The sequence below is a fragment of the Rhizobium sp. RCC_161_2 genome (genome assembly GCF_041355235.1).
Taxonomy (GTDB): Bacteria; Pseudomonadota; Alphaproteobacteria; order Rhizobiales; family Rhizobiaceae; genus Rhizobium.
The window spans coordinates 162,241-183,860 of the sequence record NZ_JBFUPL010000012.1 but is presented as its reverse complement, the minus strand read 5'-3'; the positions used below and the strand labels follow the sequence as shown (position 1 = coordinate 183,860).

The 21,620-nt window shown below is 57.4% G+C and carries 16 protein-coding genes; 9 read left to right on the top strand and 7 right to left on the bottom strand.

Annotated elements, in window-relative coordinates:
• The first annotated feature begins 857 nt into the window (after nt 1-857).
• A complete protein-coding gene (locus tag AB6803_RS26890) occupies nt 858-1,133 on the top strand; it encodes a hypothetical protein (RefSeq protein WP_371111798.1) in 276 nt (91 codons plus the stop codon).
• Nucleotides 1,134-1,345: 212 nt separating this feature from the next.
• Here the strand turns inward: AB6803_RS26890 and AB6803_RS26885 are convergent, their stop codons facing one another.
• From AB6803_RS26885 to AB6803_RS26860, 6 genes are all read right to left on the bottom strand, one after another.
• Nucleotides 1,346-1,873 carry a sigma-70 family RNA polymerase sigma factor gene (locus AB6803_RS26885; RefSeq protein WP_371111749.1) on the bottom strand — a complete coding sequence of 176 codons (528 nt, stop codon included), beginning with the start codon at nt 1,871-1,873 and terminating at the stop codon, nt 1,346-1,348.
• A gap of 1,809 nt (nt 1,874-3,682) precedes the next feature.
• The gene (gene cyoD / locus AB6803_RS26880; RefSeq protein ID WP_371111748.1) at nt 3,683-4,096 is read right to left on the bottom strand and encodes a cytochrome o ubiquinol oxidase subunit IV; all 414 of its coding nucleotides are present in this window, start codon (nt 4,094-4,096) and stop codon (nt 3,683-3,685) included.
• Nucleotides 4,093-4,788 carry a cytochrome c oxidase subunit 3 gene (locus AB6803_RS26875; RefSeq protein ID WP_371111747.1) on the bottom strand — a complete coding sequence of 232 codons (696 nt, stop codon included), beginning with the start codon at nt 4,786-4,788 and terminating at the stop codon, nt 4,093-4,095. Before AB6803_RS26875 ends, cyoD begins: the two co-directional genes overlap by 4 nt.
• Nucleotides 4,785-6,797 (bottom strand): cbb3-type cytochrome c oxidase subunit I, encoded by a 2,013-nt coding sequence (locus AB6803_RS26870; RefSeq protein ID WP_371111746.1) that lies wholly within the window; start codon nt 6,795-6,797, stop codon nt 4,785-4,787. The genes AB6803_RS26875 and AB6803_RS26870 overlap by 4 nt, the downstream gene beginning before the upstream one ends.
• 2 nt (nt 6,798-6,799) lie before the next feature.
• Nucleotides 6,800-7,729, bottom strand: coding sequence for a ubiquinol oxidase subunit II (cyoA, locus tag AB6803_RS26865; RefSeq protein WP_371111745.1), 930 nt, complete (start codon nt 7,727-7,729; stop codon nt 6,800-6,802).
• Nucleotides 7,730-8,109: 380 nt separating this feature from the next.
• A complete protein-coding gene (locus tag AB6803_RS26860) occupies nt 8,110-8,382 on the bottom strand; it encodes a hypothetical protein (protein WP_371111744.1) in 273 nt (90 codons plus the stop codon).
• Between the two features lie 369 nt (nt 8,383-8,751).
• Between AB6803_RS26860 and AB6803_RS26855 the strand changes: the two genes are divergently transcribed.
• The 8 genes from AB6803_RS26855 (at nt 8,752) to AB6803_RS26820 (ending at nt 19,652) form a co-directional block, all read left to right on the top strand.
• Nucleotides 8,752-11,955, top strand: a complete 3,204-nt coding sequence (locus AB6803_RS26855; protein ID WP_371111743.1) for a maltotransferase domain-containing protein — start codon at nt 8,752-8,754, stop codon at nt 11,953-11,955.
• 1 nt (nt 11,956) lies between these two features.
• On the top strand, nt 11,957-15,250 hold the full coding sequence (treS, locus tag AB6803_RS26850) for a maltose alpha-D-glucosyltransferase (protein ID WP_371111742.1): 3,294 nt from the start codon (nt 11,957-11,959) through the stop codon (nt 15,248-15,250).
• Nucleotides 15,247-17,466 carry a 1,4-alpha-glucan branching protein GlgB gene (gene glgB / locus AB6803_RS26845; protein ID WP_371111741.1) on the top strand — a complete coding sequence of 740 codons (2,220 nt, stop codon included), beginning with the start codon at nt 15,247-15,249 and terminating at the stop codon, nt 17,464-17,466. Before treS ends, glgB begins: the two co-directional genes overlap by 4 nt.
• Nucleotides 17,467-17,511: 45 nt before the next feature.
• Nucleotides 17,512-17,697 carry a hypothetical protein gene (locus AB6803_RS26840; RefSeq protein ID WP_371111740.1) on the top strand — a complete coding sequence of 62 codons (186 nt, stop codon included), beginning with the start codon at nt 17,512-17,514 and terminating at the stop codon, nt 17,695-17,697.
• 142 nt (nt 17,698-17,839) lie between these two features.
• Nucleotides 17,840-18,133 carry a DUF982 domain-containing protein gene (locus AB6803_RS26835; protein WP_371111739.1) on the top strand — a complete coding sequence of 98 codons (294 nt, stop codon included), beginning with the start codon at nt 17,840-17,842 and terminating at the stop codon, nt 18,131-18,133.
• Nucleotides 18,134-18,664: 531 nt separating this feature from the next.
• Nucleotides 18,665-18,874, top strand: a complete 210-nt coding sequence (locus AB6803_RS26830; protein WP_003504088.1) for a cold-shock protein — start codon at nt 18,665-18,667, stop codon at nt 18,872-18,874.
• A gap of 133 nt (nt 18,875-19,007) precedes the next feature.
• Nucleotides 19,008-19,232 (top strand): hypothetical protein, encoded by a 225-nt coding sequence (locus tag AB6803_RS26825; protein ID WP_371111738.1) that lies wholly within the window; start codon nt 19,008-19,010, stop codon nt 19,230-19,232.
• Nucleotides 19,233-19,376: 144 nt separating this feature from the next.
• Nucleotides 19,377-19,652, top strand: coding sequence for a hypothetical protein (locus tag AB6803_RS26820; RefSeq protein WP_371111737.1), 276 nt, complete (start codon nt 19,377-19,379; stop codon nt 19,650-19,652).
• Nucleotides 19,653-20,381: 729 nt separating this feature from the next.
• On the opposite strand, the gene AB6803_RS26815 is transcribed toward AB6803_RS26820, so the two are convergent.
• Nucleotides 20,382-21,491, bottom strand: a complete 1,110-nt coding sequence (locus AB6803_RS26815) for an IS5 family transposase (RefSeq protein WP_371111736.1) — start codon at nt 21,489-21,491, stop codon at nt 20,382-20,384.
• Between the last annotated feature and the right edge of the window lie 129 nt (nt 21,492-21,620).

The following is a 21,620-nucleotide window of genomic DNA, read 5'->3' as shown; positions in this document are numbered from 1 at the left end:
CATGGCCGCAGCGCCGCGGTCCTGAACACGACAACCATCCCCCGTAAGGTGCGCCGCGGTACCGGATGAGGAGCCGGAAACCGCGACGCACCCCAGGAGACGGAGGGAGATGGTACGCTCCCACCCGCTTTCAGAACTCATGGCGGTCGTCGGTGTTCCCTTGGCGAGGGCGTTTTGGTCTGCTTCGCGGATGCGAGCCTCGTGAAGCATTTTCCAATGCTCCTCGCTCGTAGCCCGTAATGAAATGCAATCCTCAATGCAGAGTAGCCGGCCATTCGAGTGCGGCGGAACCCGCCGGCTGTCGGCCTGGGCAATCGCGGAGAACTTCCGTCGCTTTCTCAAGAGGCATGGCAAAGCTTGCGAACCCCAAAGACGTCTCGTTAATTTGCGACGGGGTCAGTGACCGGAATTTCTCTGGCATGTGTGGCGGCAGGGTTGGAATGTTCATTTGTGCGCAATCGCGGCTGCCTTCTCTGGATCGGCCATCAACTGAGGCCTGCCCTGACCTCGCTCTGAATCCAAAGACCTATATTTCGGCCTTTACCATGTTTGCCATGAACGGGCTTCACCTCAACTGGCGGCCTATGCGGGGGCAGGATCGATACCATCGGCCTGAGAAGAGAGGAACGCTCCTGCCGTTCCTTCTCCTCTCAGCTTGGGGTGCCTTTATGCACTTTAGCGGGCGCGTGTGGGTGATGGACAATGCCGACCTTAATATGGAATCATGTCACGCCGAGCCAATATGCAGTCAGGCGTGGGCACGCTCGACCGATATAAGGCTGCGAAACGGAATGCCTTCTGGAACCGAGAGCGTGAATGCCAGTTTGGTCAGCATTCAGGTGAAGGTGGAGTGCTCAATGAAGAATTTCGCGACATTGCTGATCGCCGGAGCGGTTCTCGCATCTTGCCAAAGTGTTGGCACAAGTTCGGGTCCTGGCTTGCAGCCAATTCCCGGAAGCATAACTTATGGAGGACAGCCCAGGCAACGCCTACAGAAGTCTCCCGTCGGTAGCACTGTCCCCCACATCTTCACGGACCAATGGGGCGAGCGCGTCAGAGAAACCTACATCTTGCAGCCTGACCGGACCCTAAAGCTCGTTAATCGCGTCTATCTCGACAGCCCATTCGATTGAAAGCCGAAGAAGCCGGAGGCCTCTTTAGCTTTCATCGCCATTGGTCGCGACGGCCATCTTCTGTCAGTTACGAAAATCGGTCCCAAGGATTGGGATATCGCCTATCAGTGTTTCCGGCACCGCGGAATGGCTTCTATGATCGCGGCGTGTCTGCTCAAGAACGCGGTGGGCGATTAGCAGGTGTCGCCAGTCCGTTCAACCGCAAGATCAGGTCACGTTACCGCGACGGCGCTGGTCGCGGAAGTTTCACCCAAGGAGGCAATCACTGCAGCCCGAGCGCGCGCAATCCGGCTTTTGATGGTGCCCAGCTCGCAGCCGCACACACCCGCGATGTCCTCATAGCTGTCGCCACTTATCGCCATCACCAACGCCTGGCGTTTGTCGGCATCAAGGGCCGAAATTGCTTTGGTAACATCTAGCGCCCGTAACGACCATTCCTGCATAGACTGTACTGCCAGCCCGGACGTTGCCGCTTCCACGTCCGGATAAAGCGTGAATCGTCGGCTGATCTTGTATTTTGTGCAGTAGGTATTTCTAGTGATAGTGAACAGCCAGGATTTCATGCTCGTACCTGGCTTAAATTGATGCACATGGGCGAGCGCCTTTAGCATCGTGTCCTGTGTTAGATCATCCACATCCGCCGCAGATCGCTCGAACCGCATAGCAAACCGGCGCACCGCCGGCATCAACGCAACAATTTCTCGTTCTAGCTCGGCACCTGCTGGATACGCTTCTGTCATGTTCTCTCTCCCTTTGTGGTTGAAGAAGAATGAGCATAGCGCCTATGCGTTCCGGCGCTTTCTGGAACAGTGCGCTATCGTACAGACATTCCTTGGGCATGAATGCGGGAGCAGATCATCTCCGTCACAAGCGCACCGGCTTTGACCTGGAGGACAAAGTTCTCTGTCGATGCGCAATTCACATTTCTTCTCGGAAAGGTTCGACCCGTGGGAACCCGAACGGCTGTCGGTGGTTCGTGGATTTTCGCACCAAAGCCTAGAAACTAGGCCAAGGCGAGAAGTTCAGGATGACCCAACACGATTCGTGCAATCAACGGAGCTTTCACATGAGCATTTTCGCCGACGCGACACACGTGCCCGCCCTATTTGGAATCTTTAGCCTCTCATGCTGGATTGGGGCAAGCCTGAGCGCCGTCGTTGGTATGGGCCGGGAATTCAGAGGTGCACAATCGCGACGGATCCCCCAATTCGCTACCAGTGCGCTTATCGCAGCAGGTTTGACGTGCGCAGTTGCCACGGTCGCCGTTTTGGTCCTTAACTTATGAACAGACTGGCAAGTGAGCCCGGTCCGCGGTCGGCTCAGCCGATACGCGTGAAAGAGGCCGGGGCCTACCGTGGCCGCATCTCTACAAGCCGAACGGAATGGTCCGCATTCAGCTGAGCCTTGGAAGGTTGGAACAACGAACCTCATGCCTGGCTTCGCTGAAGCCCTGAGGAATGCGGGAACTTTCACAAAGCCGAAACCATGCCGTCGTATCGGAACCGGTCGCAAAACCCGACGCACACGACAAGGAGACCTGTCTCTGACGACTTGCTGAACATACAGACACGCTGTGTCGCGGATGGCGATCGAGCAGTATGCGACCTGCTAGATGCTACGGCCTGGTACGATGAGGATGCCGACCTGTTCCTGTACCGTGGCGGCACGAGTTTCGTCACCGCATTTGCACCGCTGACAAGAGCCGCTCAAAAAATTGCAGTTGCTCCATGCCAGTTACGCTTGCGTGCTCAAATACCAAGCGGTCGTCGCGCCGAATTGCTCCGGCCTTTTTAGCAAACGTTGCGATAACCTTCGCCGGTGTCTCTGCTGTGAGTTGTTGAATTCCGCCGCAATTTGACTCTTTTTCAATTCCACATGTCCCTACGTGAGCGAAAGAAAACGAAGTATTCCGACAAATTAGGGATATCTACATAGGTCAAGGCAAATGCGCAGTTGGCTCATTCTTTGACGGAAGTCAACAGAAACAACGGAATGGGAACTGTCTGCACGACGGTCCTGATTGAAATGTTCTGCCATGCCTCGTTGTGCCGTTCTGCCAAAAGATTACAACGCTAGCGGCCGGCATCTGCTCTCACCTGTCTGCGGACGGTCCCTGCGGCACCCCTCCTTGTTCCCCACTCCCTCGCCGGAGCGGCGATGCTGACGGCGGCGATCTGCTGAAGCAGAAATCCTGCAGCGTGCGGCTCTGCAACGGATCGCGGATTCCTTGGGCTAGGATTTTGTAGCAGAAAAATATACCAAACTGATAATATATCCGGTAGCGAGAGAAATGCATACGGCAAACAGAAGAGCAAAGAACCTTGATGACATCCTGGCGCTCCTTCGTGGCATTTATCGACTCGGGAGCGACGCGACGATACGGCCATCATCACATCCCAGGCTGCCGAACGCCGCAGAGGTACCAATGTTCCCTGCAGGACATTCTAAGCTCGCGGTCCTCGCTTTGATGCGGGCACCCCCAAAACGGCCGCACAGCGCCAAGCTTTATCCCGTCGCAGCCGACACTTCGTCCAGCACATGATCCGATGCTATGGCTGCATGTTCATCAATTGGTCCATGGGCATCATGTTTTGCTTCAGATGATCCATGATCCAGATGGAACCGAGAACAATCAGGGCAACTACCAAAATGCCGAACGCCAGCGCGAGTACATTGTTGGTGTTATCGGGACCCGTGGTGATGTGCAAAAAGAACACCAGGTGGACACCCATTTGCGCGATTGCGAGTACGATCAGCGCCACGGGGATCGCTGGTCCGTATACCACATTCGACCCGGCCAACAGGAAGGAAGCAAGCGTGAGAGCAATCGAAAACCCGAGACCGATATTCGCGTTCAGCACCCAATGACCGCTTTCTTCCGGTGGTTCGTCGCCGGGCGCGTGATCATGCTGCGAATGCCGCGAGCCATTGTAGGTCTCCGTATCAGTGTCGGAGGTACTCATGAGCGAACTCCCATCAGGTAGACAATCGTGAAAATTCCGATCCAGACGATATCAAGCGCATGCCAGAAGAGGTTGAAGCAGATCAATCGATGAATGATCTCGCGAGGAAACCCTTTTACGAAAACCTGGGCCATCATGGTGGCCAACCAGACGCCACCGAGTGTGACATGCAACCCATGTAGCCCGACCAACCCATAGAAGGAGGTGAGCATCGCGCTACGCTGTGGCGTGAAGCCGCGCTTGGCCAGTTCCACGAATTCCTGCAGCTCAAGAAGAACAAATATCAATCCCAACAATCCCGTGAGCAGCAGGAAAATAAGCGTCCAAGGCTTGTTCCGAGCATTTGTCGCCGCAAATGACAACATGCAGGTGTAACTCGAGAAAAGCAGCGCCGCGGTTTCGAACCCCACGCGCTGGACATCGACGATATCAGCAATCGTCGGCCCGCCGGCCGTCGCTCCCCTTTGCACGGCGAATGCGGCAAAGAAACATGAGAAAATGATGATATCGCTCAGCAGGTAAATCCAGAAACCGTAACCGACAAGAATCCGCTTGTCGGCAGGACCGGTAGCTCCCTGGCCAGTCCCCATCGCGGGCTTCTCGGAGCCGTGAGCACGGTGCCCCAGGCGATGCGGATCTTCACGAACACGCCGTATGGCTTCGACGCTCGCCGGGAGGCTGTTATTGGTCATGGTAATGCTCCCTGTTCGGACATTCGCGCGAGCAGTGCCTCGCGAGCGGAGCGTCGAGCGTGGTCAACGCGCGCTACCTCCTCGACCGAAACCTCAAATTCATGAACGTCGCGCCACGCGAAAACCACGAAGCCGACAAAGGCCGCCACCAGCGCCACGATGGCAAGCCACCAGATGTACCAGATCATCGCGAAACCAAAGACCGTCGCGAAGAAGGCGGTATAGATCCCGACAGGAGTGTTTACCGGCATCTCAATCGGCTCATAATCCGGTTCGGGCGATAGTTGCTGCGTTTCCACCGCACGCAGCTTGATGCCCCAATAGGCTTCTTCGCCCTCGACATTCGGCGTGACGGCAAAGTTGAAAAATGGCGGCGGCGACGGGGTTGCCCATTCAAGAGAGCGACCGTCCCACGGATCCCCGGTGATATCGCGCAGCTTTTTCCGGTCGCGAATGCTGACGACCAACTGGATGACTTGGGCGATGACACCCAGGATTAGAATGCCTACACCGACGACGGAGACATAAAGCCACGGCGCCCATTCGGGAAAGTTGATGTGCTGCAGGCGTCGCGTCATGCCGTCAAGTCCAAGGACATAAAGAGGCGTGAAGGTTACCCAGAATCCGGCAAAAGCCAGCCAGAAAGCCGCTTTGCCCCAACCCGCATGAAGCCGGAAGCCGAATGCTTTCGGAAACCAGAATTCCATCCCCGCAAAGACGCCGAACACCACACCACCGACGATGACATTATGGAAATGCGCCACCAGGAACATGGAATTATGCGTCAGGAAATCCGCGGGCGGTATGGCGAGAAGGACACCCGTCAGCCCGCCTATGATGAAGGTGAAGATGAACCCCATCGACCACAGCATCGGCACTTCGAAGCGGACTCTTCCGCCATACATCGTAAAGATCCAATTATAGATTTTGACGCCGGTACCAACGGCAATAATGCTGGATGAGATCCCAAAGAAGGTATTGACGGCGGCGCCGGCTCCCATCGTGAAGAAGTGGTGCAACCATACCAGCATAGAGACGATGCAAATGAACATGGTCGCCGCCACCATGGAACGATAGCCAAAAAGCGGCTTGCCGGAAAAAGTGGAAAAGACTTCGGAAAAGATGCCGAAGGCCGGCAAGACGAGAATGTATACTTCCGGATGTCCCCACGCCCATATCAGGTTCACAAACATCATCGGATTTCCGCCCGCCGTGTTTGTGAAATAATGCCACCCGACATAACGATCAAGAGTCAACATGGCGAGCGTAGCCGTCAGGATTGGGAAGGCCGCGACGATCAGCAGACAGGAGGCCAGCGCGGTCCAGCAGAAAACCGGCATTCTGAGGTAGCTCATGCCCCGACACCGCATTTTCAATATCGTCGTGACGATATTGATGCCCGTAATCAAGGTTCCAATGCCGGAAATCTGCACCGCCCATAGATAGTAGTCGACGCCGACACCTGGCGTATAGCTCGTCTCGCTGAGAGGCGGATAAGGCAGCCATCCGGTTCGCGCGAACTCGCCGATAAACAGTGACATATTGACCAGGAGGGCACCGCTGGCGGTCAACCAGAAACCCACCGAATTGAACGTCGGGAAGGCAACATCCCGGACGCCGAGCTGCAGCGGCACGAGAAAATTCATGAATCCCAGTACAAGCGGCATTGCGCCGAACAAAATCATGATCGTTCCGTGCGCGGTGAAGATCTGATTATAGTGTTCGGGCGGCAGATATCCGGGCGCATCGATCGCGACGGCCTGCTGGGTACGCATCATGATGGCGTCGGCAAAACCCCGAATGAGCATGACGACGCCAAGCAGGCAATACATGATGCCAATGCGCTTGTGATCGACGCTCGTGATCCATTCTCGCCATAGATATGGCCACCATCCCCTTAACGTGACCAGGATCAATACCGCAGCAGCGATGAGGATGACGGCAATGGACGTAATCAATGGGATCGGTTGGGATAAGGGAATTGCTGAAAGTCCGAGTTTTCCCAACATGTTCAATCCTTTCCGCCAGTGGTGACCTCGCGACCCGCATGTTCCGGGGACTCGGGCTGTGGACCGGGGCCCGGCGGAATCGCCTGTTGAACGATGGCATTGAAAAGCCCGGGGTACGCCAATCGATAGGTCGCAGGCCGAACGCGCTCGGTTTGCTGCACAAGCTTGCCATAGGCGTCGCGATCGAGGGTGAGATCGGTCCCTTGAGCGCGCTTCATCCAGGTTTCAAAGTCGGCATCCGGGAGGCTCTCGACCTCGAACTGCATGTCGGAGAAACCGTCACCGGAAAACTGAGCGGATATGCCCCGCAATCGAGTGGATTCATCGGACTGGAGGTGCAATTGCGAGATCATGCCGGGCATGGCGTAGATCATCGATCCAAGGCGCGGCACGAAGAATGCATTGAAGACGCTCGCCGATGTGATGGAAAAATGGACGGGCGTTCCTGTCGGGATCACGACTTGATTGACAGTAGCAACTCCATTTTGCGGATATATGAAGAGCCATTTCCAATCGAGTGAAACGACTTGCACCTCGAGAGGCGGTTTGCTCGATGACAGTGGCCTGAACGGGTCGAGCCTGTGCGAGCCGATCCAAATCAGACCGCCAATGAACATGATCGTCAGGATTGGAATCGACCAAACGACCGCTTCAATTCGTCCGGAATAGGACCAATAAGGGAGATATTCCGCGCTCGGATTGGAGGCCCGATAACGCCACGCCATCCAGAAGGCCAGCAAAATGGTGGGAACCACGATGGCGAGCATGATCACAGTTGCGTTGATCAGAATAGCGGCATCACCGGCGCCTACAGGGCCGGTTGGGTTGAGCACGGCCAGCGAACACGACGACAGGCCAGAGCACGATAGGCAAAAGACTATTCCGCGCCGCAGGCGAGCGGGTGCCGATTTCGGAATCTCCAAGCCGCGCATTCTGGATCGTCCTCTCCGTTGCGGCCTGTCGAACTTGCAATGTCCAGCATTGTTCCCTCCGAAGTGTGCCTGACGACATTCCACCGGGAGCACCTACAGCGAGTTTTTTACGCCGCTTATTCGGATGTCGCTGCCTTGCTGGCACGGACGTTTTCAGCAGTGCATCTAGGCTGGAGATCGGTTCCGTGTCCCTGTTGCGACAACGGATTCGCTCCGCGTTGCTGGGGGGCAATCACCGTTATGGCGCACTGTGGGGCCGGCCAAGTGATGGTGCGATACTTCCGCAGCTCTGTCGTAAACGGCTGCCGATATGCTGATCGTCCAGCAGCGGCCTCGCATTCAGGCCGGGCGAAGCATGGCGAGGCTTCGGCCTTTGAGTCTCAAGCGGTCCTGTCCGGCAAGACAAAGGAGATATCCACATCTTGCGGATTGAATAGGATCAGCACATCGTCCCATCCCTCTTCCGCCGGCTGCTTGCGCGACAGGCGCAGCCCTATGGTCATGTTGTCCTCATCCTGCCATTGCGTATCGGTCTGCTCGCCGCCGCCGGGGCTAAGCCACCTTATCTCCAATCCGTCGCGCCAGCTCTCCCGCCTCAGGATTGAATGCTCACGCCGCAGCGCAATCAGCCGTCCGGTGAAGGCGCGCAGCACGTCGGCGCTCTCCGAGCGGTCCTCCCATGCGACCCAGCTCAGCGCGTTATCCTAGCAGTAGCAATTGTTGTTTCCCATCTGGCCGCGGCCGAACTCATCTCCCGCAAGCAGCATCGGAGTGCCATGGGAGAGGAATAAGGTAGCGAGAAAATTTCGCTTCTGGCGATCGCGCACTGCATTGACGAGCGGATCGTCTGTCGGTCCTTCGACGCCATGATTGAAGCTGCGATTGTCGTCGTGGCCGTCTCGGTTGTCGCATCGACCCACCAAGAACATCTTCGCAGGGGAACAAGTAACGGGCTGAGAGGTTAGCGCGTTAATCGCCGAGACTCGAGATCCGTCGGCGCAACGCGTTGGAGATCCTCGGCGATGACGATTGCATCAAATTTCGACCCCTCGTGCAGTCGTCCTCGAATTTATTATGTCAATCCGTTGCTGCTATCCGGTCCGGAGCGATGGAACGAGGTGTTCCAGCACGCAAGCGAGCTGGGTTTTAACAGCGTATTATCTGCGCCGTTGTTTCGAAGATCCACCGACAGCGTCTTTTCGGCCGGAGATTTCGACACAATAGACCCAAAGCTTGGCCTTGATGGGAACGTCGATGAGGTCCTCTCCGCGTTGGCGCGCGATGCCCGGTCTTATGGTGTCGAGCTGATGCTTGATGTTGTCATCGGGTCATCAAGTCCCGCGATCGGCTCGCTCGATCCACGGTTGTCGCCCGTCGCTCCGTTCCACACGCCTGCATCCATTTCCCACGAGAGCACCGGCGCTTGGGAAGGTCGGCTTAGACGACTGGCTGCGTGCGGTATCGCTGGCTTCCGCATGCTCGGCCTCGATCAACTGTCCTCGGAAAGCTGGCGGCGTCTGGTTGCCGGCGCAAAAGCCACACGGCCAACGACCCGTTGCTTTGCCTATACACCGGGGACGGATTTTTTTCTACGGGTTCAATTGCGTGATTGCGGCTTTGACGGCGCGTTTTCGTCATTCACGTGGTGGGACATGCGTCAGAGCTGGTTTCTGGAAGAGTATCGATTACAGCTGCCTTTCAGAACACAGATCGTCTTTCCTGAGACACCGTTCGGCATGCGCATAGCGCATGGTCACGAGAGCAGAGAGGTGCGGGAGCAGCGCTCACGTCGCGCCCTTTATCTTGCCAGCGAGCTCGGTGACGGTCTTATGATCCCCATGGGCTTTGAATTCGGTGCCGAGCTGCCTCTCGATCCGACGCATGGCAACGGCGAGGGCGTGCGTCGGCTCAAAGCAGATGGTGCTTTCGACATCACTGCCGATATATGTCAGTTGAATTTGGCCGCGCATGATATTCTCTCCCGGCGCGTGACCCTCAAGTGCGAGGCTTCGCGTCAGATAACAATCATCGCCCAGGCGGATCAACCCGATCTTAGAACAGCCGGAGCGGCTCGCCTGATCGTCGTCAACCGCGATCTGCGGCAAACCGCAGTCATTCCCGATGATCTTCTTGCCGGTGCACTGCTGCCGTTCCTGCCTGACGAAGACGAGCACACGTCGCGGCTGAAACCCGGCGAAGTCCGGATCGTTTCCGTACGAAAGCGCCCTCCTGTGGATGCCCCCGCTGGGGGCCTGTCCCTGGCGGATGCGACTGTGTCGCCGCGCATCGCCATCGAAAAGGTGGCGCCTGCCGTTGACGACGGAAGGTTTCCGATCAAGCGTGTGGTCGGCGAGGCTATTACAGTTGAAGCCGATATTTTTGCTGACGGCCACGATCCACTGGCCGCGGCGTTGCTCTATAGGGCACAGGGCGAGAGCAATTGGCAGGAGACAAGGATGGATGTTGCCGAGAACGATCGTTGGCGCGGGACATTTCTTCTTGATCGTGTCGGCAAGTTCGAGTTTTGTGTTGGAGCCTGGAAAAACCCCTTCGCGATCTTTCGCCACGAGCTCTTCAAGAAGAGTGAAGCGCGTCTTGATCTCCATCTGGAATTGATCGAGGGCGAAAACCTGATACGCCAAGCAGCGGCCAATCCCGCCGTAACGATGACGGTAGAAGATCGTAGGGAGCTTGCAACGCTTCTAACCGATCTCGAAGGAAGCGATGGGTCGGCCAAGACCGACATGTTGCTTTCGCCGCGCGTCAGCATTCTGATGGCAAGGGCTGACCGGCGCCCTTTTCTCACCCGCTCGAAAGCATTTGGGGTGGAATCCGAACGACGCGAGGCGGGTTTTGCCAGCTGGTTTCAGGTCTTTCCCCGTTCGCAAAGTGGCGATCCCAACCGCCACGGCACTTTCGACGACGTGATTGCCCGCCTGCCGGGAATCCGGGACATGGGCTTCGACGTCGTCTACTTTCCGCCCATTCATCCGATCGGCCACACCAACAGAAAGGGCCGCAACAATTCGCTGGTTGCCGCACCGACCGATCCGGGAAGTCCTTATGCGATCGGTTCACAAGACGGCGGCCATGAAGCCATCCATCCTCTTCTCGGCGCGTTCGACGACTTCGAACGCCTCATCGCCGAGGCGAAACGTTTCGGACTGGAAATTGCGCTCGATTTGGCGATCCAGGCGTCTCCCGATCACCCGTGGCTGAGGAACCACCCCGGCTGGTTTGATTCGCGGCCGGACGGGACAATTCGCTATGCAGAAAATCCGCCGAAAAAATACGAAGACATCGTCAACGTGGATTTCTACGCCAAGGACGCGGTGCCGGCGCTTTGGGCCGAACTGCGCGATATCGTTGAAATGTGGGTTGGCGAGGGAGTGAAGCTCTTTCGCGTCGATAATCCGCACACCAAACCGTTTCCATTCTGGGAATGGATGATCGGCGACATTCGGGCGCGCCATCCAGAGGTCGTCTTTCTCTCGGAAGCCTTCACCCGTCCCAAGGTGATGTACAGGCTAGCGAAGATCGGCTTTTCACAATCCTACACCTATTTCACCTGGCGCAACTCGCGCTCGGAACTTGAACTTTATATGCACGAGCTGACGCAGGGCGAGGCACGGGAGTTCTTCCGACCACACTTCTTCGTCAATACTCACGACATTAATCCCGACTTCCTGCAGAACGCACCACGTTCGGCCTACCTGATCCGGGCGGCACTTGCCGCAACGCTGTCGGGCCTTTGGGGTGTCTATAACGGCTTCGAATTATGCGAGGGAAGGCCCGACGCCAAACGCAAGGAATATGCCGATAGCGAGAAATACCAAATCCGTGCCTGGGACTATGATCGGCCCGGCAACATCAAGGCGGAAATCGCGATGCTCAACCGGATCCGCCGGGACAATCCGGCGCTGCACTCGCATCTCGGTCTGACACTGCTTTCATCATCGAACCCGAACGTGATGTTCTTCGAAAAGGCAAGCCCCGGGCGCCACAACGTACTTCTCGTCGCCGTGACGCTCGACCCGCACGCAATCGAGGAAAGCACCGTCGAGTTCCCGCTCTGGCGGTTCGGCCTGAATGACGACGCGACGCTTGCCTTCGACGACCTGGTCAGCGGCGAGAGGTTTGCGCGAACGGGAAAATGGCAGGTCGTCAGGCTGGACCCGGTCCGAATGCCCTTTGCAATCTGGCGCGTCAGGGCTGAGGAGGTCTGAGATGGACACAACGATCATGGAAGACGGCAAAGAGATTGCGGATGATCTGCTCTGGTACAAGGATGCAATCATCTACCAGATGCATATCAAATCCTTCTATGATGCCAACGGCGACGGTATTGGCGATTTCGAGGGGCTGTACCAGAAGCTCGATTACATTGCCGCGCTCGGCGTCAACGCGATCTGGCTGCTGCCGTTTTTTCCATCGCCCAGGCGCGACGACGGCTATGACATTGCCGACTACCGCAACATCAGTTCAGACTATGGAACGCTGGATGACTTTCGAAAATTCGTTGCCGCGGCGCACGAGCGCGGCATCCGCGTCATTATCGAGCTTGTCATCAATCACACGTCCGACCAGCACCCATGGTTTCAGCGCGCCCGGCTCGCACCGGCGGGAAGTCCCGAGCGCGACTTTTACGTCTGGTCGGACAACGATCAGAAGTTCCCCGAGACGCGCATTATCTTCGTCGATACGGAGAAATCGAATTGGACGCTCGATCCCGTTGCCGGATCCTACTACTGGCATCGCTTCTATTCGCACCAGCCGGATCTGAATTTCGACAATCCGCTGGTGATGGATGAACTCATTGATATCATGCGGTTTTGGCTCGAAACGGGGATAGACGGCTTCAGGTTGGATGCTATTCCCTATCTTGTCGAGCGTGAGGGCACCAACAACGAGAACCTGCCGGAGACTCATCAGATCCTGAAGAAGATCCGCGCGGCACTCGATGCGACGCATCCCGGCGTGATGCTGCTGGCCGAGGCGAACCAATGGCCGGAAGACACGCGCGAGTATTTCGGCGATGGCGACGAGTGCCACATGGCGTTTCACTTCCCGCTGATGCCGCGCATGTACATGGCGATTGCAAAGGAAGACCGGTTTCCGATTACAGATATCATGCGCCAGACACCCGATATCCCGCAGACGTGCCAATGGGCGATATTTCTAAGGAACCATGACGAGCTAACCCTCGAAATGGTGACGGACGCTGAACGCGATTATCTTTGGGAGACGTATGCTTCCGACAAGCGTGCCCGCATTAACCTTGGCATCCGCCGGCGACTGGCGCCGCTCATGGAACGCGACCGCCGGCGCATTGAACTCATGAACGCCTTGCTTCTGTCGATGCCGGGAACGCCGGTGGTGTATTATGGGGACGAAATCGGCTTGGGCGATAACATTTATCTTGGCGACAGAGATGGCGTGCGAACGCCAATGCAATGGTCTCCCGACCGCAATGGCGGGTTTTCGCGGGCAGATCCGGCCCGCTTGGTATTGCCGCTCATTGCCGATCCTCTTTATGGCTATGAGGCTTTGAACGTTGAAGCGCAGGTGTCGGATGCGCATTCACTCTTGAACTGGACACGGCGCATGCTGGCGCTGCGTGGTCGCCACTCCGCCTTCGGCCGCGGTACGCTCCGCTTCCTGACGCCGAGCAATCGCCGCATCCTCGCTTATCTCAGAGAGCTCGGTGATGAGGTCATACTCTGTGTCGCTAGTCTCTCGCGCCTTCCGCAGGCTGTCGAACTCGATCTGTCGGAATTCGATGGGCGCGTTCCCGTCGAACTGACAGGCATGTCGCCGTTCCCACCGATCGGCCAACTGACTTATCTGCTCACGCTGCCGCCGTACGGGTTTTTCTGGTTTCAGCTAAACACCGAGGCTGATGGACCGGTATGGCGCACGGCACCACCCGAACAGCTTGCGGATTTCGTCACCTTAGTCGTAAGGCGCAGCCTCACCGAACTCGTTGACCTACCACAACATGCCGCAGCACTCAGCCGCGACATCCTGCCGGCCTATCTTGCCAAGCGCCGGTGGTTCGGTGCCAAGGACCAGCCGCTCAAGGAGGCGCGTCTCGTTTCGGCAACACCAATCCCATTTGCAGACGGCGTCGTGCTCGGCGAAATCGAAGCCGTTCTGCCCGATCATGTGGAGAGCTACCAGTTGCCGCTTGCCGCTGAATGGGACGATACGGCGCCCAACATGCTCGGCCACCAACTCGCGCTTGCCCGAATCCGACAGGGTCGGCGCGTCGGGTTTCTTACCGATGGCTTTGCCGCGGATGCAATGGCGCGAGGAATCATGCAGGGGCTCCGCGATCGCTCGACCGTCAGCGGCCGTACCGGCACGATCGAGTTTATCGGCACCGATCATCTTGATTGTCTGACCTTGACTGAGGACATGCCCATTCACTGGTTGTCCGCGGAGCAGTCCAACAGCTCGCTGATCGTCGGAGATGTGGCGATGATCAAGTTGATCCGACACGTCTTCGTCGGGATCCATCCGGAAGTCGAGATGACGCGCTACCTGACGGAGAAGGGATACGAGCACACGGCCCCTCTGTTGGGCGAGGTAGCCCGCACAGATGGAGAGGGACGACGCTCGACATTGGTCATCGTGCAAGGGGCGATCCGCAACCAGGGCGACGCCTGGAACTGGATGTCGGCCAATTTGCGTCGCGTCGCCGATGAAGTCGTCATGACGGAGGCAGGCGTCGAGGCAGCTGACGAGCAATTGCGACCGCTTCTGCACTTCGTAGCCATGGTCGGAGAGCGGCTCGGCGAGCTCCACGCATTGCTGGCTGAACCAACGGACGACGAAGCCTTTTCGCCGCGCCGCGCGGAGGCGGCCGATGTCGAAACCATACGCAAGGCGGTCACGGGCGAAATTGCCTATGCGTTCTCGAAGCTTGCCGATCTCGGAGAAGATGTCGATCAGGACGTGGCCGATCGCGTCGGCCTGCTCCTTGCCGATAAGGAGCGAATTTTGGCCCGAGCCGGCGTGCTGGTCGATGGAGCGGCAGGGACACTGCTGACACGGGCGCATGGAGATTTCCATCTCGGTCAGATTCTGGTGACGGAGGGAGATGCCGTGATTATCGACTTCGAGGGTGAGCCGGCCCGTAATCTTGCGGAACGCCGCGCAAAGACAAGTCCGCTGCGGGATGCCGCAGGGCTTCTGCGTTCACTCGATTATCTAACAGCAACCGCCATGCTCGAGAATGATGCAATTTCCGATCACCATGACAGGCGTTGGCGCGACGTCATCCAGCGCTTCGGCGATACTGCACAAAAGACCTTCCTCACCGCTTATCAAGAGGCTCTGAACCCATCCGCGGATCTGCTGCCGACCAATTCTGAAATTCCGAGAATTCTCAATATCTTTCTCCTGGAAAAGGCTGCCTATGAGATCGCCTATGAGGCACGAAATCGACCGAAGTGGCTGCCGATCCCGCTTGACGGTTTCATCAACATCGTCACCTCTCTTGCGGAGGGCCGCCGATGACGGCAGAGATTGCGGATATCCTGTTCGGCGTGAACGCGGACGCCTTGAACGCGCTTGTCGAAGGCCGTCACGGGGATCCATTCTCGTTGCTTGGGCTGCATCAGGACGCAGACGGCCGCTTTAGAGTGAGGTTTTTTCTTCCCGGCGCCCTCGGTGTCGAGGTGATACGCCGTGACAACGCCATGCTGCTGTCGCGGGCGGCGATCGTTCACGCGGCGGGCTTGTTCGGGGCTATTCTTTCCGAACCATGCGCCTACAGCGTGAGAATCCACTGGCCCGACGCAATCCAGCTGACGGACGATCCGTATGGTTTCGGGCCGCTGCTTGGCGATCTCGACCTACACCTGATCGCAGAGGGCACGCATTACGACCTGGCGCAAGCGCTCGGTGCGAATTTGATGGTGGTGGACGGCGTGCCAGGGGTGCGCTTCGCCGTCTGGGCGCCCAATGCAAGTCGCGTCTCGGCGGTTGGGGATTTCAATGCCTGGGATGGACGACGCCATCCGATGCGACTTCGTCCGCAGGCCGGCGTCTGGGAAATATTCATACCGCATCTGACCGCCGGTGAGCGCTACAAGTTTGAGATTCTCGATCGACATGGCCGGCTTCTTCCTCAGAAGGCCGATCCTGTCGCGAGGGCTTCCGAACCCTCGCCCTCGACTGCCTCAGTCATTGCCTCGCCTCGGCCTTTTCGCTGGACCGACGGCGAATGGATAGCCGCTCAAAGCAATGGCGGTCAGCGTAAGTGGCCGCTCTCGATTTATGAGGTTCACGCAGGCTCCTGGCTGCGCGACATGCAGGACGGAGCGCGCTCACTGAATTGGGTCGAGCTTTCCCAGCGCTTGATCCCCTATGTCAGGGAAATGGGCTTCACGCACATCGAACTGCTGCCGATTATGGAACATCCCTTCGGGGGCTCCTGGGGGTATCAGCCGCTTGGGCTTTTCGCGCCAACAGGGCGCTATGGAACGCCCGAAGATTTCAGCTACTTTGTCGACCGGTGCCATGGCGAGGGCGTCGGCGTCATTCTCGACTGGGTGCCGGCGCATTTCCCGACGGACGTTTGGGGTCTCGCATGCTTTGACGGCACCGCGCTTTACGAGCACGAGGATCCTCGAGAGGGGTTCCATCGTGACTGGAACACCCTGATCTACAATCTTGGGCGCAATGAGGTCAAAGGTTTCCTGATCGCCAGCGCGCTTGAATGGCTCGACCGTTATCATATCGATGGCTTGCGCGTCGATGCCGTGGCCTCGATGCTGTATCGCGACTACAGCCGGCCGGAAGGCGAGTGGATCCCGAACTGCTACGGCGGCCGCGAAAACTTCGAGGCGATCGAGTTTTTCAAGCACTTGAACAGCGTTGTCCACGAGCGTCATCCGCATGCATTCATGATTGCCGAGGAGTCGACGGCCTTTCCAAACATCACCAAGGCAATCGAGGCCGGTGGACTGGGTTTCGACATGAAATGGAACATGGGATGGATGCACGACACGCTCCATTACATGTCGGAGGATCCCGTCTATCGCAAGTACCACCATGGCTCGATGACCTTCGGCATGATCTATACTTACAGTGAGAATTTCATATTGCCGTTTTCGCACGACGAAGTCGTCCATGGAAAAGGCTCGCTCCTGAGCAAAATGCCAGGCGACGAATGGCAGAAGATGGCCAATCTGCGGGCGCTCTATGGTTTCATGTGGGGCCACCCAGGCAAGAAGCTTCTGTTCATGGGCTGCGAAATCGGCCAATCTCCGGAATGGAACCATGATGGGTCGGTTGAATGGAACGTGCTCGACGAGCCTTCCCACATTGGCTTGCAACGGCTTGTTCGCGATCTGAACCGCATTTACAGGCACTTCCCATCGCTTCAATTTGGAGACGTTGAGCCGACCGGCTTTGAATGGGTCGTCGCGGACGATGCCGAACAGTCAATCCTGGCAATGCTGCGTTTCGATGAGGAGCGGCGTTCTGGGATTTTGATTGTCTCTAACTTTACGCCCATTTTGCGAGGTGCATACAGGATAGGCGTCCCTCTTAAAGGTCGGTGGCGGCAGATCCTGAACAGCGACGCTGGCGTGTACGGCGGTGCCAACTATGGCAACGCGGACGGCATTACCGAGACAATTGCCGCGCATGGGCGCGATCAATCGATTGTTCTCGATCTTCCACCGCTTTCGACGATGATGTTCGTTTGCGAAGATAATCGCATCTGACGGAGGAGGAGGCGAAATGAACATCGCTCGGGCGCGCCGATCGACATGCCTCATTTCGGCCGCTCAGTGGAAAGCCATGCGCAGATCGCCGATGCGGCCCGCAAGGGAACGGATGATATGATGGGTTTCGAGGCTCTGAATGTCTACTGCCATTGGGTACTGCAATTCCGGCAACAGCTCTGCGGCGATTTGATTGTCGTTTCCGGCACGAAGACTCGCGGATGGGATTGACGGCATGTGCAGTGATGATGGAATCCCCACGGAGCGGCCACCGAGCTTTCACTCGAGATCGACTTACGCTAGCGGGCTTGAACCGTCAGGATCTGGCTCCTAAATCTCTGACCGTCAAACTTGCTGATGAAAGGAGGCCGCTATGGCGAATACGCTGTTTGACAAGCCGTTATTTCTGAAAAAGGGCCGCTATATCCAGGAGCTTGCGAGCCTGGAAGATGTTTTCGACTTACTGGATGATTGGCCGGTAGAAAAACAGGGCGCCACATATGAGGTCTTGGTGAGGGCATGTCGGTTAGCCGCTCAGGGAGTATTTCCTCTGCCGGCAATACGGGAGAACGTGCGCCGATTTCTAATGAGAGAGGGTGTTCTTGCGAACATTGAGGAGGTCCCCCTCGGCGCGAAGTACACGAACGATCGCAATTTGGGGTCCTGAGTGAATCCGCGAGCCGAGGGCGTACAACAGCGCTACGACTTTCTCGGGTGCGCTTTCGCGGCCGTTCCGTTTGCAGTCATTGCCATAATGGCCGGGCATAATGCAAATTCCCGCCTTGATAAAAGCCTTAAGGGCGGGAGATTGTTGCCCTTCCGCCAAGCGGGGTTTGCTGCCATTGTCGTCTAGTCGATCATACGCAAATCGTTGGGGCGTTCCGCGCAGAACCTTTCATCGCGAGTGAGTGCGCACTGAAGCGGAAAGCAGATCGCTAGAAGCTGGCGGACGGTTACTCTTTAGGTCGAGTGTTGACCCTTGTAGCGCAACCAGTTGCCGAGAACCGCTGGCGAGCAAAACTAAAAGTTGACAATATGGTGCGGGCCGCCTATATGCGGGACATCGATATTTGCTTGCTGAGCTTTGGTTACCGCGCGTTTAGCACCGCGCCCTGAACGAACCTTCCTTTCAAAAATCGCTATCCAATTCGCAGCGCTTTGGCGTTGTGGTTCCTCTATTGCTATGAAAGGGTTCATCATGACCACTGGCACAGTTAAATGGTTCAATTCCACAAAAGGCTTCGGCTTTATTCAGCCTGACAATGGCGGCGCTGACGCGTTCGTCCACATCTCTGCCGTCGAGCGCGCCGGAATGCGCGAACTCGTCGAAGGCCAGAAGATCGGCTTCGAACTCGAGCGCGACAACAAGTCGGGCAAGATGTCCGCCTGCAATCTGCAGGCTGCCTAAACCATCCGGTATCTGCTTTCCCTTGACCACGGATGTACTGGCACTGTGAGAGCATGATACCAACCAAGGTCAGGCAAATTGCCTGGCCTTTTTTGTTGCCGCGACCTTTTGCGGCCTCCAATCGGAAAAAACCATGACACAGACACACCGTAAATCTCGCCAGCAGGAGGAGATTGCCTTCGGCGATGCGCAATCGCAATTTTTCGCCCGAAACAGAGCCGTCGATGAACTCGATTCTATTGTTCGCTCCCGCGAGGAAAAGACCCTGCGCCTTCGTGAAGCGCGGCTGGCAAAAGAAACGCACGACCGCGCTGTAGCCACGGCCGCCCTCGTCGCTAAACGCGCCAGGACGCCGTGACAGGTTAGTTAGGGTTCTGGCCTAGCCGTTCTGTGACGGTGAATGCAGCGACGGAGTGACCGTCGCTTCCGGCTTCCAAGCAATCTCCCATTGGCAGCGTGCCGTAGATCGCTGCTTGAGGTCAGCAATTTATAGGATTTCCCCATGGCAGACGGTGCAAACGAGCTTCAGGCGATCAACACGGCCTGGCAAATCGCGATTCAGGAAATCCTGCGGATGGTCATCCGGGACATGTATCACTCAGGTGGCGAGGTGGCATTCCTGGGACATGTCAAGCGCATCGAAGAGGCGGCGGTCGACAACATCTATTCGGACCTGAGGCTGCGTGGCACGGACGAATGGACCGAGGTTCTTGTTAAAGAAAAGGCGAGCAATTTCGTCACCACCTTGCTCACATCATTCACGTTTGACCGCGCTTGAAAGCAGCCATTAAGCCCGGTGAAACGTTTTGATTGATGGGCGGCGGCTTTGACCTCCTGGTCAGCGACACTGCAACCTCGTGTGCAGTTGCCAAACCAAACGCGTCAAATACGCTGTTGCCGAGTGGGGCGGACAAAGCATGTGAAATCGGACGTCGGCCTCCTTAATCACCTGACTCCAGCACGGATAAGATCCTCCAACTTAGCGGGACATCAGTGGCACCGACGTTGGACGCATCCCTGGCAAAGGGCGCGACTGAGTGTCGCGGCGTCCTCGATAGCGGTTGGCAAGCCGGTCGTTTCCCTGAGCGCGGCATCACGGGGGCATGCGGAGTAGATTGGCGGGCGGGATTTTCGATTGATCTCTAACGTGAGGCTGGCATTTCACCCGAAAGTCACGCGCGTTCTTTCGACTTCATAAGTCTTCCATACTGCCTCAACAGCGACGTCGTAAAGCGCGGGCCATTCTCCCATACCACTCACATCTGAGGAGCAGGTTCGGGTGTGGACCGGGGATCGCTCCTTCCAAGAGAATGGGTCCGGCTTTATGCAACTCGCCCATCCAGACAACTACCTCCGACACCGCGGCTGAAGCCGTTTTTTTCCTCTAACAGGCTGCTGCAAAACAGGATGTTGAGGTGAGTTTTGATTGGTTTGGGGATCTTTGAGGTCGATCGGGATATTTTGGCAGTCGATAGATTGTCTTGGGGGGATTTCACCCCATGGCCTTTTAGCCGGCAGGCATGGCCGAGAGCAGTTTCGGCAGCCTGACGAGGTTGTAGGCGGCGACGGCGAATCCGAAGACCGCGGCAACTTTGGGCCTGCCTCGAACCTTGACCCTGGCAAAACCGGCCTGCGCCTTGATCCAGCCGAACACCTCCTCGATGCGCTTGCGGCAGCGTAGACTGATGCCGTAGCCGGGATGGTGGGTGGTGCGCCTGTCGATGGCGGTCTTGCGGACCTTGCCGGTCTTTGAAACGGTGCCGTTGATGGCAATATGCGGCGTGACCTTGCGCTCACGCAAGCTCCCGACAAACGCTTCGACATCATAGGCCTTGTCGGCAGCGAGCGTGATGCGCCGGCTCTTTGCGCTTCGCCGGTCGAGCATAACAAGGGTTGCCTCGCGCTCGGCCAGCCCGGTCGCCAGCGTCAGTTCGGCATCGACGACAAGCCCGTTGCGGTTCTCCATCAGCGCATGACCCATGTAGCACAGCCGGCTTTCCCGGCCATTGGCCTTGCGGTAGAGCCGCGCATCGGGATCGGTGGTCGAGGCGTGCGTCTCGTTTGAGCGTTTCTCGCCATGAAAGTCGCGCTCGCCATTGCGTCCCGGCTGCGGCGGATCGCCCGAACCGTCCTTTGGCCGGAAGCTCTTCATGCTCGCCCAGGCGTCGATCAGCGTGCCGTCGACCGAAAAATGCTCGCTCGACATCAGCCGCTTGACCTTCGGCAGCGATATCAGGCCCGCCAGGAAGTCCCGCGCCACATCCGCTTCCAGCAGCCGGTCGCGATTGTGCGTGAAGCCGGTGGGGTGCCAGACATCGGCGTCCATCGAAAGCCCGACAAACCAGCGAAACAAGAGATTGTAGCTAATCTGCTCCATCAGCATCCGCTCGGAGCGGATCGAGAAGAAGGCCTGCAACAGCGTTGCGCGAAGCAGCATCTCGGGCGGGATGGGCGGCCGGCCGACGCGTGCATAAAGCACCTCAAGCCGAGCGCTGAGTGACGTCAGGACCTCGTCCGTCAGCGCCCGGATCGCCCGAAGCGGATGATCAGCCGGAACACGCTCCTCCAGCCGCACGAAACTAAAAAGCGCATCACCATGATCTGATCGTCCGCGCATCAATCCACTCCCGCACGCAATACAAACAGTGAATCACAAACTCAGCCGAGTGACGAGGCGTTTTGCAGCAGCCTGCTAAGCCGGTGAGACGAACACCAGCAAAACAGCGGAACACCGAGCGCACCGTCG

Excerpts from the sequence above, each read along its gene's own strand:
- AB6803_RS26890 (WP_371111798.1), top strand. The coding sequence starts at position 858 with ATGAAGAATTTCGCGACATTGCTGATCGCCGGAGCGGTTCTCGCATCT.
- AB6803_RS26885 (WP_371111749.1), bottom strand. The coding sequence starts at position 1,873 with ATGACAGAAGCGTATCCAGCAGGTGCCGAGCTAGAACGAGAAATTGTT.
- cyoD (WP_371111748.1), bottom strand. The coding sequence starts at position 4,096 with ATGAGTACCTCCGACACTGATACGGAGACCTACAATGGCTCGCGGCAT.
- AB6803_RS26875 (WP_371111747.1), bottom strand. The coding sequence starts at position 4,788 with ATGACCAATAACAGCCTCCCGGCGAGCGTCGAAGCCATACGGCGTGTT.
- AB6803_RS26870 (WP_371111746.1), bottom strand. The coding sequence starts at position 6,797 with ATGTTGGGAAAACTCGGACTTTCAGCAATTCCCTTATCCCAACCGATC.
- cyoA (WP_371111745.1), bottom strand. The coding sequence starts at position 7,729 with ATGCGCGGCTTGGAGATTCCGAAATCGGCACCCGCTCGCCTGCGGCGC.
- AB6803_RS26855 (WP_371111743.1), top strand. The coding sequence starts at position 8,752 with ATGACGATTGCATCAAATTTCGACCCCTCGTGCAGTCGTCCTCGAATT.
- treS (WP_371111742.1), top strand. The coding sequence starts at position 11,957 with ATGGACACAACGATCATGGAAGACGGCAAAGAGATTGCGGATGATCTG.
- glgB (WP_371111741.1), top strand. The coding sequence starts at position 15,247 with ATGACGGCAGAGATTGCGGATATCCTGTTCGGCGTGAACGCGGACGCC.
- AB6803_RS26840 (WP_371111740.1), top strand. The coding sequence starts at position 17,512 with ATGCCTCATTTCGGCCGCTCAGTGGAAAGCCATGCGCAGATCGCCGAT.
- AB6803_RS26835 (WP_371111739.1), top strand. The coding sequence starts at position 17,840 with ATGGCGAATACGCTGTTTGACAAGCCGTTATTTCTGAAAAAGGGCCGC.
- AB6803_RS26830 (WP_003504088.1), top strand. The coding sequence starts at position 18,665 with ATGACCACTGGCACAGTTAAATGGTTCAATTCCACAAAAGGCTTCGGC.
- AB6803_RS26825 (WP_371111738.1), top strand. The coding sequence starts at position 19,008 with ATGACACAGACACACCGTAAATCTCGCCAGCAGGAGGAGATTGCCTTC.
- AB6803_RS26820 (WP_371111737.1), top strand. The coding sequence starts at position 19,377 with ATGGCAGACGGTGCAAACGAGCTTCAGGCGATCAACACGGCCTGGCAA.
- AB6803_RS26815 (WP_371111736.1), bottom strand. The coding sequence starts at position 21,491 with ATGCGCGGACGATCAGATCATGGTGATGCGCTTTTTAGTTTCGTGCGG.